Raw genomic sequence first — 13,273 nt, 5'->3', positions numbered from 1 at the left:
GGCGGCGGCGCGGGCGCACCGGGGAGGGAGGGCCCTCAGAGGATCACGTGGGGCAGGAAGCGGGCGTACTCGTCCGTGACCGGCCCCGCCGATTCGCGGATGCCGAGCCCCGCCGCCTCGTCCTCGACGACCCACGCGCCGAGCACCACCCGGTTGCCGTCGAAGTCGGGCAGCGGGGCGAGGCCCTGGAAGACGTACGTCTCGTCCTGCTCCGGCGTGAACGGCTCGCCGCCCGCCGTGTGCAGGGTGACGCCCGCGCCCTCGCGCCCCAGCAGCGGCTTCGCGGCGTATCCGGTGGTGCCGGCGAGCTCGCGCGGGCCGTCCAGGTAGGCGGGCAGCAGGTTCGGGTGCTCCGGGAAGAGCTCCCACAGGACCGCCAGCAGCGCCTTGTTGGAGAGCAGCATCTTCCACAGCGGCTCGATCCAGGCGGTCGTGCCGGAGCCGCCGCCGTGGTCGTACGTGTCGAGGACCTGCGGGGCGAACGCGTCGGTGGCCAGCCACTCCCACGGGTAGAGCTTGAAGCAGGCGCGGATGAAGCCGAGCTTCTCGTCCACGAACCGGCCGGACAGGCTGTCCCAGCCGATCTGCTCCACCGACAGCTCCCGCGTGTCGATGCCGGCCTGCTCGGCGGTCTCCTGCAGGTAGGCGACCGTCATCAGGTCCTCGCCGAGCTCGTCGGTCTCGGAGTGCGCGAAGTGCAGCGGGCCGGGCGGCAGGAGCTCCGCCTGGCGGCGCCAGGCGTCGACGAGCCGCTCGTGGAGGGAGTTCCACTGGTCGGCTCCGGGAAAGCGCTCCTCCATCCAGAACCACTGCGGGCTGGCCGCCTCCACGAGGGAGGTGGGGGTGTCCGCGTTGTACTCCAGCATCTTGGCCGGGCTGCCGGTGCCGTCGTAGCGCAGGTCGAAACGACCGTAGAGGGAAGGCTGTTCGGCGCGCCGGCGCCAGGACTCGGCGATCAGCGCGGCGAGCTCCGGATCGGTGATGCCGAGGTCCGCGAAGCGGTCGTGGTCCACGATGTGCTGCGCCGCCGCCAGGCACATGGCGTGCAGCTCCTCGACGACGTTCTCCAGCGCCTCGATCTCGGGCAGGGAGAAGGAGTAGTAGGCGCTCTCGTCCCAGTAGGGGCGCAGGGAGTCGTCGGGGTAGCGGGTGAGGGGGTAGATCAGCCCCTGCGCCTCGACGGTCTGCTGCCAGTCGGGGCGGGGCTCGATGGTGTGGCGCTTCACCGGGGATCAGCCGCCCGAGGAGCTCTTGTGGCTGCCGCCGATGCCGCCGCGGGTGACGGCGGACTTGTCGAAGCTGCCGCCGCTGACCTTGTTCCTCGTGACGGTGCCGCCGTAGTAGTACGAGCCGCGTCCGCCGCTCTTGCACTCCTTGGTGTTCAGCTTCTCGAGCGTGGCGCGGTCCGCGCAGCGCTTGTCGGGCTCGTCGCTGCTGCCGCAGGCCACGAGGGCCGCGGCGAGGAGGCCCATGCCGCCGAGCGCGACGGCGCCGGAGCGCATTCGGCGCGCGGTGCGCGCGTTCGCGGTGCTGCTGCCGGTACTGCTGGCGCTGCTGTCCATGTGTGGTTCGCTCCCCCTGGGTGGCCGACTGCCCGACAGACTAGAACGGGTCGCGCGGCCGACGGAATCCGGCCGCCGCCAGTTCCGTGACCTAGAGTCGGTTCGTGCTCATTGGGATGATTTGCGCGCTCGGTGCGGCGGTCTGCTTCGGCACGGCGTCGGTCCTCCAGGCGGTCGCGACGCGCGCGACGGAGCCCGGAACGGGCTCGGGAGTCGACACCGCCCTCCTGATGCGGGCGCTGCGCCAGTGGCGCTACCTCGCCGGACTCGGTCTGGACGGAGCCGGTTTCGTCCTCCAGATCATCGCCCTGCGGCACATCCCGATCTACGCGGTCGGGGCGGCGCTCGCCGCCAGCCTCGCGGTGACGGCGGTGGTCGCGGCGCGGCTGCTGCGGGTGCGGCTGAGCGGTACGGAGTGGGCCGCGGTCGCGGTGGTGTCCGCGGGGCTGCTGATGCTGGGGCTGTCCTCGGGCGAGGAGGGCTCGGGGACCGGTTCGCTCGCGCTGGAGCTGGCACTGCTGGGGGTGGCGGCGCTGGTGCTCGTGGTCGGGGCCCTTGCGGGGAGCCTGCCGGACCGCAGCAGGGCCCTGGCCCTGGGTCTGGCGGCCGGGACGGGCTTCGGGGTGGTGGAGGTGTCGGTCCGGCTCATCGACGGCATCTCGCTCTCGGAGCTGAAGAACCCGGCCCTGTACGCGCTCCTGCTGGGCGGCGGCGCCGCCTTCCTCCTCCTCACCTCGGCGCTGCAGCGGGGCTCGGTGACCACGGCGACGGCCGGCATGGTGCTGGGCGAGACGGTCGGGCCGGCTGTGGTGGGGGTGGTCTGGCTGGGCGACAGCACCCGCGAGGGTCTGGCGTGGCTGGCGGTCACGGGCTTCGTGGTGGCCGTCGCCGGAGCCCTCGCGCTGGCCCGCTTCGGCGAACCCCCCGCACCGCCGGACCCCGCGCGGCCCGACCCCGCCCTGCCGGAACGCGAGCGGCCCGACCCCGGTACCGCCCCTTGAACGGGGCCGTTACGGGAGCGCCGCGACGAGGGCGGCCAGGGTCGCGGACCAGGCGCTCTGGGGCGGCGTCCCGAAGCCGACGACGAGCGCCTCGCGCGGCGGCGCCACCGCGTCGGGATGACGGAAGGAGGACAGAGGCTGCAAGCCGAGGTCCTGCCAGGCGGCCGCCCGAAGGGCCGCCCGCTCGCCGCCCGGAGCCAGGTCCAGCACCGCGTGCAGGCCGGCCGCGATGCCGGAGACCGCGGCGCGCCCGCCGACGGCCGTCACCAGCTCGTCGCGGCGCCGCCGGTAGCGCAGCCGCATCTCGCGCACGTGCCGGTCGTACGCCCCGGACCGGATGAACTCCGCGAGCGTCAGCTGTTCGAGGGCGCTGGAGCTCCAGTCGGTCGGGCCCTTCACCGCGAGCACCTCGTCCATCAGCGGCCGCGGCACCACCATCCAGCCCAGGCGCAGCCCCGGCGCCAGGGACTTGCTCGCCGTCCCGAGGTAGACCACACGGTCCGGGTCCAGTCCCTGGAGGGCGCCGACCGGCTGGCGGTCGTAGCGGAACTCCCCGTCGTAGTCGTCCTCCAGGACCAGCCCGCCCGTGGACCTGGCCCAGTCCACCGCCGCCGCCCGCCGCCCGGGCGTCAGCGCGGCGCCCGTCGGGAACTGGTGCGCCGGGGTGAGCAGGACCGCGCCGACCCCGGAGCCGCTCAGGGACCCCGTGCACGCTCCCGCCGCGTCCACCTCCAGGACCCGCGTCCGCAGCCCCGCACCGGTCAGCAGGTCCCGGTGCACGTCCAGCCCGTACCCCTCCACCGCCACCTCCCGGACCCGGCGGGCCCGCAGCAGCTTCGCCAGCATCAGCCCGTGCGCGAACCCCGCGCACAGCACGATCCGTTCCGGGTCCGCGTACACCCCGCGCGCCCGCGCCAGGTACCCGGCCAGCGCTTCGCGCAGTTCGCCCCGGCCCCGCGGATCCGCGTACCCGAACGCCTCGTTGGGGGCCTCGGACAGCGCCCGCCGGGCAGCCGACAGCCAGCCCGCGCGCGGGAAGCCGCCCAGGTCCGGGGAGCCGGGCATCAGGCTGTACGAGGTCCGCGATCGCACGGGCCGCCGTACGGGGGCCGCCGGCGCGGGGCGCCGCGCCCGGGCCCGCTCCGCGACCCTGGTCCCGGAGCCCTGCCGGGCCGTCAGCCAGCCTTCGGCGACGAGCTCGGCGTAGGCGTCGGCGACGGTGTTGCGGGCGATCCCGAGGTCTGCGGCGAGCGAGCGCGAGGACGGAAGCCGCAGGCCCGGGGCGAGCCTTCCGCTGCGCGCGGCCTCGCGCAGCGCCTCGGTGAGCCCGGCCCGCAGGCCCCGGCCGGCGGAGAGCTCTAGATGCAGGTCGGCACCGAAAGTGGCCCAGGATTCCGTCATGGATATGGACCATATCGGCGGGCCGCATGCCTCGTACGGTGAGTCCATGGACAACACGGACCACACGAAGAACGCGCCCGAGCACACCCCCCGCATGCAGCTGGCGAAGCTCGCCCCGGAGTTCTACAAGGCGGCCGTGGCCCTGGACGCGGCCGCGGCCAAGGGGCTGGACCCGGCCCTGGTCGAGCTCGTCAAGCTCCGCGCCTCGCAGATCAACCACTGCGCCTTCTGCATCGACATGCACTCCAAGGACGCCCTCGCCGCGGGCGAGGACGTCGAGCGGCTGCTGCTCCTCGGCGCCTGGGAGGAGTCGCGGCACTTCTACACGGAGAAGGAGCTCGCCGCGATCGAGCTGACGGAGGCCGTGACCGTCCTGACCGACGGTTTCGTTCCCGACGAGGTCTACGCGAAGGCCTCGGAGCACTTCGAGGAGAAGGAACTGGCCCAGGTGATCGCCCTGATCGCCGCGATCAACGTGTGGAACCGCATCGGCGTCACCACGCGGCTGAGCCCGGGCCACTACACCCCGGGCATGTACAAGTAGGAAGCCCACCCGGCCACCCGGCCACCCGGCCACCCGGCCACCCGGCCACCCGGCGGTCGGCAGCCGGCCGGTCGGCCGGGCCGCCGGCCGCCTTCAGCCGCCCGGGCTGAACGCGGCCAGCGCGGCCGCCTGGTGCGCTTGGGTGAGCGTCCACTCGGCGGCCGGACCGGCCGTCAGGACGGCCCACTTCTTGCCGTCCTGGGCGACGAAGACCCGTTCGACGCCGCGCCGCCTGCCGCGCGACTCGGCGCTGTCGTACTCGTAGACGAGCTCCCCGGCCTCGGTGGCGCCGGAGACCGGTCCGACCCGGATCTCCTGGTAGCCGGTGGTCTGGGCGCGCAGGTAGGCGGAGGCGCCCTGGACGGCGCCCAGCGGGCTCAGCTCGGGCTCGCTCACCTGGAAGATCTGGACCAGGGCGGCGCGGTCGGGCGAGCGGTAGAACACCCCGGTGGCGCCGTCCTCCCGGACCCAGCCGACGGGAACGGCCACGGTGAAGCCCTTCGCGTCCCGCACGGTCTCGTGCGGGACGCTGCCGCTCGGGCTGGGCGTGGCGCTGGGGCTGGGGCTGGGGCTGCCGCTCGGCGAGGGCGGGCGGGTGCCGGTGGGCGAGGGCGTGTCCGTGCCCTGCCCGCCCGTCGGGGTGCCCGTCGCGGTCGGCCCCGCGAGGGCGGGCTCCCCCGCGTCCCGCTCCACGAACCACACCGCCGCCGCGCTGATCGCGAGCGCGGCCACCGCGACGCCGGCGGTGGTCGGAGTCAGCCACCGGCCGGCCGGCCCGCCGGAGCGCGGGGGCGCGGGCGGTACGGGCTGTACGTACGGCTGCGGCTGCGGGTGGGGGTCGTGGCCCGGCGCGGGCGGCACCGGCCCGTACCCGGGCACCCCGACCGGCATAGCCGGCACCCCGCCCGGGGCGGAGCCGGAACCGGAACCCGGGCCCTGCCCCGGCCCCGATCCCTGGCCCGGCGCCTGGCCCTGCACCCCACCCTGGACGGGCGCCCGACCCGGCGGCTGCCCTTGGACGGGCGCCTGACCCTGGCCCGGGGCCTGGCCTTGCAGCCCGCCCTGGCCCGGCACTTGACCCTGGCCCGGGGCCTGGCCTTGCGGCCCGCCCTTGCCCGGGGCCTGGCCCTGGTCCGGTACCTGACCCTGGCCCGGAGCCTGGCCCGGCGGCCGGGGCGGCCCGTCCGCGACCCACCGCTGGGTCTGCGCGTCCCAGCGGAGCGCGCCCTGCGGCTGCTCGGCCACGGCTCAGCCTCCCAGCGAGGCGAGCAGTCCGGCCAGCGCCGTGGCCGCGCCGACGGACTCCACCAGCGGGGCCCACCGCTCCAGCGCCCCGCGCAGCCGGGCGACCAGGCCGGGTCGGATCTCCTCGGCCCCCTCCAGTGACTCCGCGACCCCGTCCAGTTCGGTGTCGAGCGCCGTCCTGTCGTTCCCGCGCGGCAGCCGTACGAGGGCCGCGCGCAGCTCCAGTACCGCGTCCAGCAGCACCTGCGGCCCGATGGCGTCCGCGCCCGCGTTCCCGCGGTGGACGGTGTTGGTGTTGTGGGCGCCCCCGATGCTGAAGGCGCTGTCGTTGACGCTGCCGATCCGTACGGACGGCTGCGAACCGCCCGCGCCGGTGTCCGTACCGCTGCCGTCAGTTGCCACCGCTGCCTCCTCCGCCCCTGGCGCTGCCGCCGTGCCTGGTGTTGGTGTTGTTGGTGCCGCCGACGCTGAAGGCGCTGCCGTTCGCCGACTGGATGAAGACGCCGCCCTCGGCCACGTTGACCGCACGCTGCGCGAACTCCTCGGTGTGCCAGCCCGCTTCGTGCAGCGCGACGGTCACGCCGCCGACGACGCGGTCCTGGATGGTCTTCAGGAAGCGGTCGAGGTCCATGAGGTGGAACAGCGAGCCGTTGTCCTGGGAGGCGAGCTCGCGCACCGACACCCAGGGCCCTTCGGGCCTGGCCCCGCCGTGGCCGGCGGTGGCGATCCGCCACCAGCTCGCCAGGCCCCGCCCCAGGGTGGTGACGGAGGCCGCGAGGGAGCCGGGGGTGTGGCGCAGGGCCCAGACGGCCTTGCCGAAGCCGCTGTTGTTCCGGTAGCGCTGGGCGTCCGCGTCCGCGTTGTGGAAGGCGGTGCGGACGGGGAGCAGCACGTGCGGGGCCACTTCCAGCATCATCATCCCGCCCTGCGTGTGGACCCGTACGAAGACGGTGACGACGAGGTTCTCGTCCCATCCGCCCACCCGGACGCGCAGGAAGTGCCGGCGGCGCTCGCCGCCCTCCTCGATGGCGGCGGCCCGCTGCCCGTCGTACTGCCCGTGGACGACCTGGGCGGTGTCCCGGTGCGGCAGACCGGTCGCGGGCAGGAAGACGCACTCGTCGACGACCAGTTCGCGCATCCGGTCCCCGACGGCGGCCGCCGCCTCGGGGGAGCCGTGCGGCGAGGGGACCCGCAAGCGCTCCAGCAGGGGCACGATCCGCCGCACGATGTCGGCGTTGGTGACCGGGGTGGGCGTGCGGTCGGGGCCGAGGTCCTCCCGCGGGCGGAGTTCGACGGACAGCTGCCAGGGCCGGTAGGGATCGCCCGCCCCGCAGAAGGGGTCGTTGATGTCGTACATGATCAACGGGGCGTGCTGCTCGGCCCGGACGCGCTGTCGGACGCGCTGGAAGCGGGCGCCGTCGAAGGCCTCGGCCGGGTCGCCCGCGTGGTCGGCGTAACGGCTTTCGGAGAGGTCGGTGGCGACGGTCCGGAAGACGTGGCCGCGCTGGAGCCCGACGACGCCCACCACGGCGGCGAAGACGACGGGCAGCCACCAGAGGGCGACGGCGCCGGCGAGGTCCGCGCCGCTCGGGGAGAACGGTGTGAGCGCCGATCCGCCCATGCCGTCCAGGAAGCCCAGCAGCACGAAGCCGCCGAAGCCGAGCACCGCCAGGAGGGTGAGCAGCAGCCACCACACGTAGATCCGCAGGGCCACGGACAGCACGCGCAGCACGGGGACGTTCCGGGCACGCAGCCAGTCGGCCAGGCTCAGGAGCAGGAACGGGACGATGAGCACGGCGAGCGCGCCGCCGGTGAGCAGGGAGCCGGCGAACCAGGCGCCGAGGACGCCGGCGGCCCAGCCGAGTTCGGCGCGGCGGGCGCGGAGCGCGTGGGCGAGCACCCGGGAGGCGTCGTAGCCGTAGGAGGGGGCGACTATCCGCTCCTCGTGGACGTACAGCTCGTCGATGACCCGGTCGCGGTAGGCGGCGTCCAGGTACGTACCCGCGCACAGGAACCGGCCGGCCTCGCTGAGCGAGGGGTGCACCGGGGAGCGGTCCGCTCTGGGACCACCCCAGCCCCCGCCGGTGGGCTGATGGGGAATCGGGATCTCGGTCACCGACCGACCCTAGGGTTCCTCTCCCCGTCGCGACAGCGTGAATCACGCCAAAGCGCCCCGGCCTGGTTTGGCCGGGGCGCTTCGCTGTTCGTACTGGTTCGTACGGGCCCTACGCGTCCGGAGTGACGCCCGGAGCTACGAAAGGCCGTACGGAGCCGCTCAGATCAGGCCGAGCTCGCGCACCGCGTCGCGCTCCTCGACGAGCTCCGCCACGGACGCGTCGATGCGCGTACGGGAGAACTCGTTGATGTCCAGGCCCTGGACGATCTCGTAGCGGCCGTCCTTGGTGGTGACGGGGAAGGAGGAGATGATGCCCTCCGGGACGCCGTAGGAGCCGTCCGACGGGATGCCCATCGAGGTCCAGTCGCCCGCCGCGGTGCCGTTGACCCAGGTGTGGACGTGGTCGATGGCGGCGTTGGCGGCCGAGGCGGCCGAGGACGCGCCGCGGGCCTCGATGATCGCCGCGCCGCGCTTGGCGACGGTCGGGATGAAGTCGTCGGCCAGCCACGCCTGGTCGTTGACCAGTTCGGCGGCGTTCTTGCCGGCGATCTCCGCGTGGAAGATGTCCGGGTACTGGGTCGCCGAGTGGTTGCCCCAGATGGTCAGGCGCTTGATGTCGGAGACGGCGGCGCCGGTCTTGGCGGCCAGCTGCGAGATCGCGCGGTTGTGGTCCAGGCGGGTCATCGCGGTGAAGCGCTCGGCCGGTACGTCCGGGGCGGCGGCCTGCGCGATGAGCGCGTTGGTGTTGGCCGGGTTGCCCACGACCAGGACCTTGATGTCGTCCGCGGCGTTCGCGTTGATCGCGGCGCCCTGCGGCTTGAAGATGCCGCCGTTGGCGGAGAGCAGGTCACCGCGCTCCATGCCCTTGGTACGCGGGCGGGCGCCGACCAGCAGCGCGACGTTGGCACCCTCGAAGCCCTTGTTCGGGTCGTCGAAGATGTCGATGCCGGCGAGCAGCGGGAAGGCGCAGTCGTCGAGCTCCATGGCGGTGCCCTCGGCGGCCTTCATGCCCTGAGGGATCTCCAGAAGACGGAGCTTGACCGGCACGTCCGCGCCGAGAAGGTGGCCGGAGGCGATGCGGAAGAGCAGCGCGTAGCCGATCTGGCCGGCGGCGCCGGTGACGGTGACATTCACGGGAGTGCGGGTCATGGCCTTCTCCGTTAGACAGCTGGCGGTGGGGCGTCCCTGCCCCATGTGCTGGGAGGACGCCGCTCCCCGGCCCACTGAATCTTGACGTGAAGAGACATCCGCCGTCAGGCTATCCGACCTTGGAGCACCCCAATCCCCCGCCCCGTGTGGTGCACGGCACACGGACGGGCGTCCGGGCGGCCCCGCCCGGCGTCAGCGCGTCGGCGGCGCCCGGCAGAACTCCCCCGTCCGGCGGTCCCCCGCGCACGTGACGCGCGGAGCCGGGCCGGGCCGCCGCTCAGCGGACCGTGAAGCGGACCGCGTTCTCCAGGAACGGGATCTCCAGCAACGGGCTGGGCTCCATGACCAGCGCGAGCAGGGTGATGGCCAAGCCCAGCAGGCCGTACGTGACCATGTCGGTGAAGCGGGAGCGCACCGCGAGCATGCCCACGGAGGGCAGTGCGCGGCGCAGCACCGACGCGGCGATCAGGGCGATGCCGATCATCAGGCAGCCCGCGCGCGGGTGTCCCGTCGCGGTGGCCAGCAGGCCGCCCGCGGTCGCCGCGAGGACGGACAGCATCGGCCACTGGCGGGCCGGTGCGGGCGCGTCGCCGGGCGCGGTGCGGCCGCCGCCCTCGGGGCGGGCGGTGCCCCGGGTGACGGAGGGGAAGCGGCGGGAGCGGCCCGCGGCGGTCGTGGCCCCGGGCCCGGAGGGCGCCGCAGGCCCCGTGGGCCCCGTGGTGTCCTCGGGGCCCGCCGCGGCGGAGTCCTCGCGCTCAGCCCGCACTGGGGGCGATCCGCTCGGCCGCCTCGACGACGTTGACGAGCAGCTGCGCCCGGGTCATGGGGCCGACGCCGCCCGGGTTCGGGGAGATCCAGCCGGCCACCTCGGCGACGCCGGGGTGCACGTCCCCGACGATCTTGCCGTTCTCGTCGCGGCTGACGCCGACGTCGAGGACGGCCGCGCCCGGCTTCACGTCCTCGGGCTTGACCAGGTGCGGCACACCGGCCGCCGCCACGACGATGTCGGCGCGGCGCAGCAGCCCGGAGAGGTCGCGCGTCCCGGTGTGGCACAGGGTCACGGTCGCGTTCTCCGACTTGCGGGTCAGGAGCAGGCCGATGGACCGGCCGACGGTGATGCCCCGGCCGAGGACGACGACGTGCGCGCCGTTGATCTCCACGCCGTGGTGGCGCAGCAGTTCGACGATGCCGTACGGGGTGCAGGGAAGCGGGCCCGGCTCGTTCAGGACCAGCCTGCCGAGCGACATCGGGTGCAGGCCGTCGGCGTCCTTCAACGGGTCCATCAGTTCCAGCACCCGGTTGGTGTCGATGCCCTTGGGGAGCGGGAGTTGCACGATGTAGCCGGTGCACTGCGGGTTGGCGTTCAGCTCGCGCACGACCTCCTCGATGTCCTCCTGGGAGGCCGTCGCGGGCAGCTCGCGCTGGAGGGAGGCGATGCCCACCTCGGCGCAGTCCTTGTGCTTGCCGTTGACGTACCAGCGGCTGCCCGGGTCGTCGCCGACCAGCAGGGTGCCGAGTCCCGGGGTGATGCCCCGGGTCTTGAGCGCCGCCACGCGGGCGGTCAGTTCGGACTTGATCGCGGCTGCGGTGGCCTTGCCGTCGAGAATCTGGGCGGTCATGGCTCCATCCTCCCGGATGGACCGGTCCCGGTTCCAGTCGCATCCGCCGTGCGGCCGGTCCGATTCCTTGGTTGCACTTGCACAACGAGTACCCGGGCCGCCACGCGGCGGCTGGACAAGTCCGCCCCGATCGGACGACGATGGCCGGAAGATGTGCCGCGGGCAGTGCCGGGGGGCGGGCCGCACGACTTGCAGCGATTCCTCCGAGCGTGCCGTGCGTCCCCGCACTTCCACGGAGGAACACCCCAGATGAGTTTCGGCGACCCGAACAACCCGTACGGGCAGCAGCCGCAGGGCCAGCCCGGTTACGGCTACCCGCAGCAGCCGCCCCAGGGCATACCGCCGCAGGGTGGCTACGCCTACCCGCAGCAGACCCCCCAGGCCTACCCGGCCGGCCCCGGCTACCCGGGCGCGGGCGCCCACGTACCGATGCCCGGCGGCGTCAAGGGCGCCCGTGTCGTCCTCTTCGTCCTCGGCGGGTTCCAGGCCCTGGTCGGCGTGCTCGCCCTCGTCGGCGGCGCCCTGTTCGCCACGGCTCTGTCCGAATCCTCCAGCTCCTCGACGAGCGAAGCGGGAGCCCTCGCGGGGAGTGTGATCGTCGGCATCGGCATCGCCGTCATCCTCCTGTCCCTGTGGCCGATCCTGACCGCCGCCAAGCTGAGCAAGGGCCGCGGCGGGGTCCGGGTCTCCGGGATCATCTTCGGCTCGCTCCAGACCCTCTTCGCCGTGCTGAGCGTGATCGGCAACGCCGTCTCGCTCTCCGACCCGCACGCGGCCGGCGCCGCCGTGCTCTCGCTGCTCATCGCGCTGGTCTCGTTGGGTCTGGGCCTCTGGATCCTGATCGGCCTGGCCAATTCGGCCGCGAGCGTCTACTTCAAGCGCCCGCTGTACTAGGACACCCGGCGTGTCCCGCCGGCTTACGGGATCCGTAGGCCGCACGAGACGGCGAAGGCCGCGTCCCGCACTGTCGCGGGGCGCGGCCTTCGCCGTCTGCGGGTACCGGCGGGGTACCCGTGGGGCTCAGTGGAAGAAGTGCCGGGTTCCGGTGAAGTACATCGTCACGCCCGCCGCCTTCGCGGCCTCGACGACCTGCTCGTCGCGGACGGAACCGCCCGGCTGGGCCACGGCCTTGATGCCCGCGGCCGTCAGGATCTCCAGCCCGTCCGGGAAGGGGAAGAAGGCGTCGGACGCGGCGTACGAGCCCTGCGCGCGCTCGGCGCCCGCCCGCTCGACGGCCAGCTTCGCCGAGTCCACGCGGTTGACCTGGCCCATGCCGACGCCGACCGAGGCGCCGTCCTTGGCGAGCAGGATCGCGTTGGACTTGACGGCGCGGCAGGCCTTCCACGCGAAGGCGAGCTCGGCGAGCTCGTCCGCGGAGAGCGCCTCACCGGTGGCGAGCGTCCAGTGGGCCGGGTCGTCGCCCTCGGCCTGCAGGAGGTCGGACTGCTGGAGCAGCACGCCGCCGGAGACGGGCTTGAGGTCGCCCGGCTGGTGCGGGGTGCCGGCCACCTTCAGGACGCGGATGTTCTTCTTCTTGGCCAGGATCTCGACGGCGCCCGGCGCGTAGTCGGGGGCCGCGATGACCTCGGTGAAGATCTCCGAGACCTGTTCGGCGAGCTCGACGGTCACGGGGCGGTTGACGGCGATGACGCCGCCGAACGCGGACAGCGGGTCGCAGGCGTGCGCCTTGCGGTGGGCCGCGGCGACGTCCTTCTTGTCCACGGCGATGCCGCACGGGTTGGCGTGCTTGATGATCGCGACGCAGGGCTCTTCGTGGTCGTAGGCGGCGCGGCGGGCGGCCTCGGTGTCCACGTAGTTGTTGAAGGACATCTCCTTGCCGTGCAGCTGCTCGGCGTTGGCGAGCCCGCCCGGCGAGCCGTCCGTGTAGAGGGCGGCGGCCTGGTGGGGGTTCTCGCCGTAGCGGAGGGTCGACTTGCGCTCCCACGCGCCGGCCAGGAACTCGGGCAGCACGGCCTGCGGCTCCGGGGCGTACGCGTTCGTGAACCAGGAGGCCACGGCGACGTCGTAGGCGGCGGTGTGCTGGAAGGCCTCGGCGGCGAGCCGCTTGCGGGCGGTGAGGTCGAAACCGCCGTCCTGGGCGGCCGCGAGCACGGCGTCGTAGCGCGCCGGGCTGGTGACGACCGCCACCGAGGGGTGGTTCTTGGCGGCGGCGCGGACCATGGAGGGGCCGCCGATGTCGATCTGCTCCACGCACTCGTCCGGGGTCGCGCCCGACTGGACGGTCGCGAGGAAGGGGTAGAGGTTGACGACCACCAGGTCGAAGGGCTCGACGCCCAGCTCGGCGAGCTGGTTGCGGTGGTCCTCCAGGCGCAGGTCGGCGAGGATGCCGGCGTGCACGCGCGGGTGCAGGGTCTTGACGCGGCCGTCCAGGCACTCGGGGAAGCCGGTCAGCTCCTCGACCTTGGTGACGGGCACCCCGGCGGCGGCGATCTTCGCGGCGGTGGACCCGGTCGAGACGAGCGCGACACCGGCCTCGTGCAGGCCGCGGGCCAGCTCTTCCAGTCCCGTCTTGTCGTAGACGCTGACGAGCGCGCGCCGGATCGGGCGCTTCGACGCGGTGAGGTCGTCGTTCTCTACGGTCACGGTCTCTGCGGTCCCTGCGGCCTCTGCGGCGG

At 73.8% G+C, this 13,273-nt stretch carries 13 protein-coding genes; 3 read left to right on the top strand and 10 right to left on the bottom strand.

The features are described 5' to 3' along the window. Positions 1-35 precede the first annotated feature (35 nt). Together ACFWBY_RS08975 and ACFWBY_RS08970 are read right to left on the bottom strand one after the other, a co-directional pair. Complete coding sequence (locus ACFWBY_RS08975) at positions 36-1,226, bottom strand: glutathionylspermidine synthase family protein (protein WP_385340951.1); 1,191 nt, start codon at positions 1,224-1,226, stop codon at positions 36-38. Positions 1,227-1,232: 6 nt separating this feature from the next. After that, positions 1,233-1,562, bottom strand: a complete 330-nt coding sequence (locus ACFWBY_RS08970; RefSeq protein ID WP_385340949.1) for a hypothetical protein — start codon at positions 1,560-1,562, stop codon at positions 1,233-1,235. A 116-nt stretch (positions 1,563-1,678) separates the two neighbouring features. Here ACFWBY_RS08970 and ACFWBY_RS08965 point away from each other — a divergent pair, with 116 nt between their 5' ends. Then, positions 1,679-2,563: a hypothetical protein gene (locus ACFWBY_RS08965; protein WP_385340981.1), complete on the top strand. Its 885-nt coding sequence runs from the start codon at positions 1,679-1,681 to the stop codon at positions 2,561-2,563. Between the two features lie 9 nt (positions 2,564-2,572). Here ACFWBY_RS08965 and ACFWBY_RS08960 read toward each other — a convergent pair whose 3' ends face one another. Then, a complete protein-coding gene (locus ACFWBY_RS08960; protein WP_385340947.1) occupies positions 2,573-3,964 on the bottom strand; it encodes a PLP-dependent aminotransferase family protein in 1,392 nt (463 codons plus the stop codon). A gap of 46 nt (positions 3,965-4,010) precedes the next feature. Here ACFWBY_RS08960 and ACFWBY_RS08955 point away from each other — a divergent pair, with 46 nt between their 5' ends. Next, entirely contained in the window at positions 4,011-4,508 is a 498-nt protein-coding gene (locus ACFWBY_RS08955; RefSeq protein WP_385340979.1) for a carboxymuconolactone decarboxylase family protein, read from the top strand. Between the two features lie 93 nt (positions 4,509-4,601). Here ACFWBY_RS08955 and ACFWBY_RS08950 read toward each other — a convergent pair whose 3' ends face one another. The 6 genes from ACFWBY_RS08950 to ACFWBY_RS08925 all read right to left on the bottom strand — a co-directional run bounded on the left by ACFWBY_RS08950 (position 4,602) and on the right by ACFWBY_RS08925 (position 10,637). After that, positions 4,602-5,753 (bottom strand): hypothetical protein, encoded by a 1,152-nt coding sequence (locus ACFWBY_RS08950; RefSeq protein WP_385340945.1) that lies wholly within the window; start codon positions 5,751-5,753, stop codon positions 4,602-4,604. Positions 5,754-5,756: 3 nt separating this feature from the next. After that, positions 5,757-6,155, bottom strand: a complete 399-nt coding sequence (locus ACFWBY_RS08945) for a hypothetical protein (RefSeq protein ID WP_385340943.1) — start codon at positions 6,153-6,155, stop codon at positions 5,757-5,759. After that, complete coding sequence (locus ACFWBY_RS08940) at positions 6,145-7,869, bottom strand: hypothetical protein (protein ID WP_385340941.1); 1,725 nt, start codon at positions 7,867-7,869, stop codon at positions 6,145-6,147. The genes ACFWBY_RS08945 and ACFWBY_RS08940 overlap by 11 nt, the downstream gene beginning before the upstream one ends. Before the next feature lie 159 nt (positions 7,870-8,028). Next, positions 8,029-9,018 (bottom strand): malate dehydrogenase, encoded by a 990-nt coding sequence (locus ACFWBY_RS08935; RefSeq protein WP_385340939.1) that lies wholly within the window; start codon positions 9,016-9,018, stop codon positions 8,029-8,031. A 277-nt stretch (positions 9,019-9,295) separates the two neighbouring features. Then, a complete protein-coding gene (locus tag ACFWBY_RS08930; protein WP_385340937.1) occupies positions 9,296-9,784 on the bottom strand; it encodes a DUF3017 domain-containing protein in 489 nt (162 codons plus the stop codon). Next, a complete protein-coding gene (locus ACFWBY_RS08925; RefSeq protein ID WP_385340935.1) occupies positions 9,774-10,637 on the bottom strand; it encodes a bifunctional methylenetetrahydrofolate dehydrogenase/methenyltetrahydrofolate cyclohydrolase in 864 nt (287 codons plus the stop codon). The genes ACFWBY_RS08930 and ACFWBY_RS08925 overlap by 11 nt, the downstream gene beginning before the upstream one ends. A gap of 249 nt (positions 10,638-10,886) precedes the next feature. Here ACFWBY_RS08925 and ACFWBY_RS08920 point away from each other — a divergent pair, with 249 nt between their 5' ends. Beyond that, positions 10,887-11,531 (top strand): hypothetical protein, encoded by a 645-nt coding sequence (locus tag ACFWBY_RS08920; protein WP_385340934.1) that lies wholly within the window; start codon positions 10,887-10,889, stop codon positions 11,529-11,531. 126 nt (positions 11,532-11,657) lie between these two features. Here the strand turns inward: ACFWBY_RS08920 and purH are convergent, their stop codons facing one another. Next, a complete protein-coding gene (gene purH, locus ACFWBY_RS08915; protein ID WP_385340933.1) occupies positions 11,658-13,241 on the bottom strand; it encodes a bifunctional phosphoribosylaminoimidazolecarboxamide formyltransferase/IMP cyclohydrolase in 1,584 nt (527 codons plus the stop codon). Positions 13,242-13,273 lie beyond the last annotated feature (32 nt).

It is taken from the genome of Streptomyces sp. NPDC060049 (assembly GCF_042736715.1).
Lineage (GTDB): Bacteria > Actinomycetota > Actinomycetes > Streptomycetales > Streptomycetaceae > Streptomyces.
This window is presented reverse-complemented; position numbering and strand designations above follow the sequence as displayed.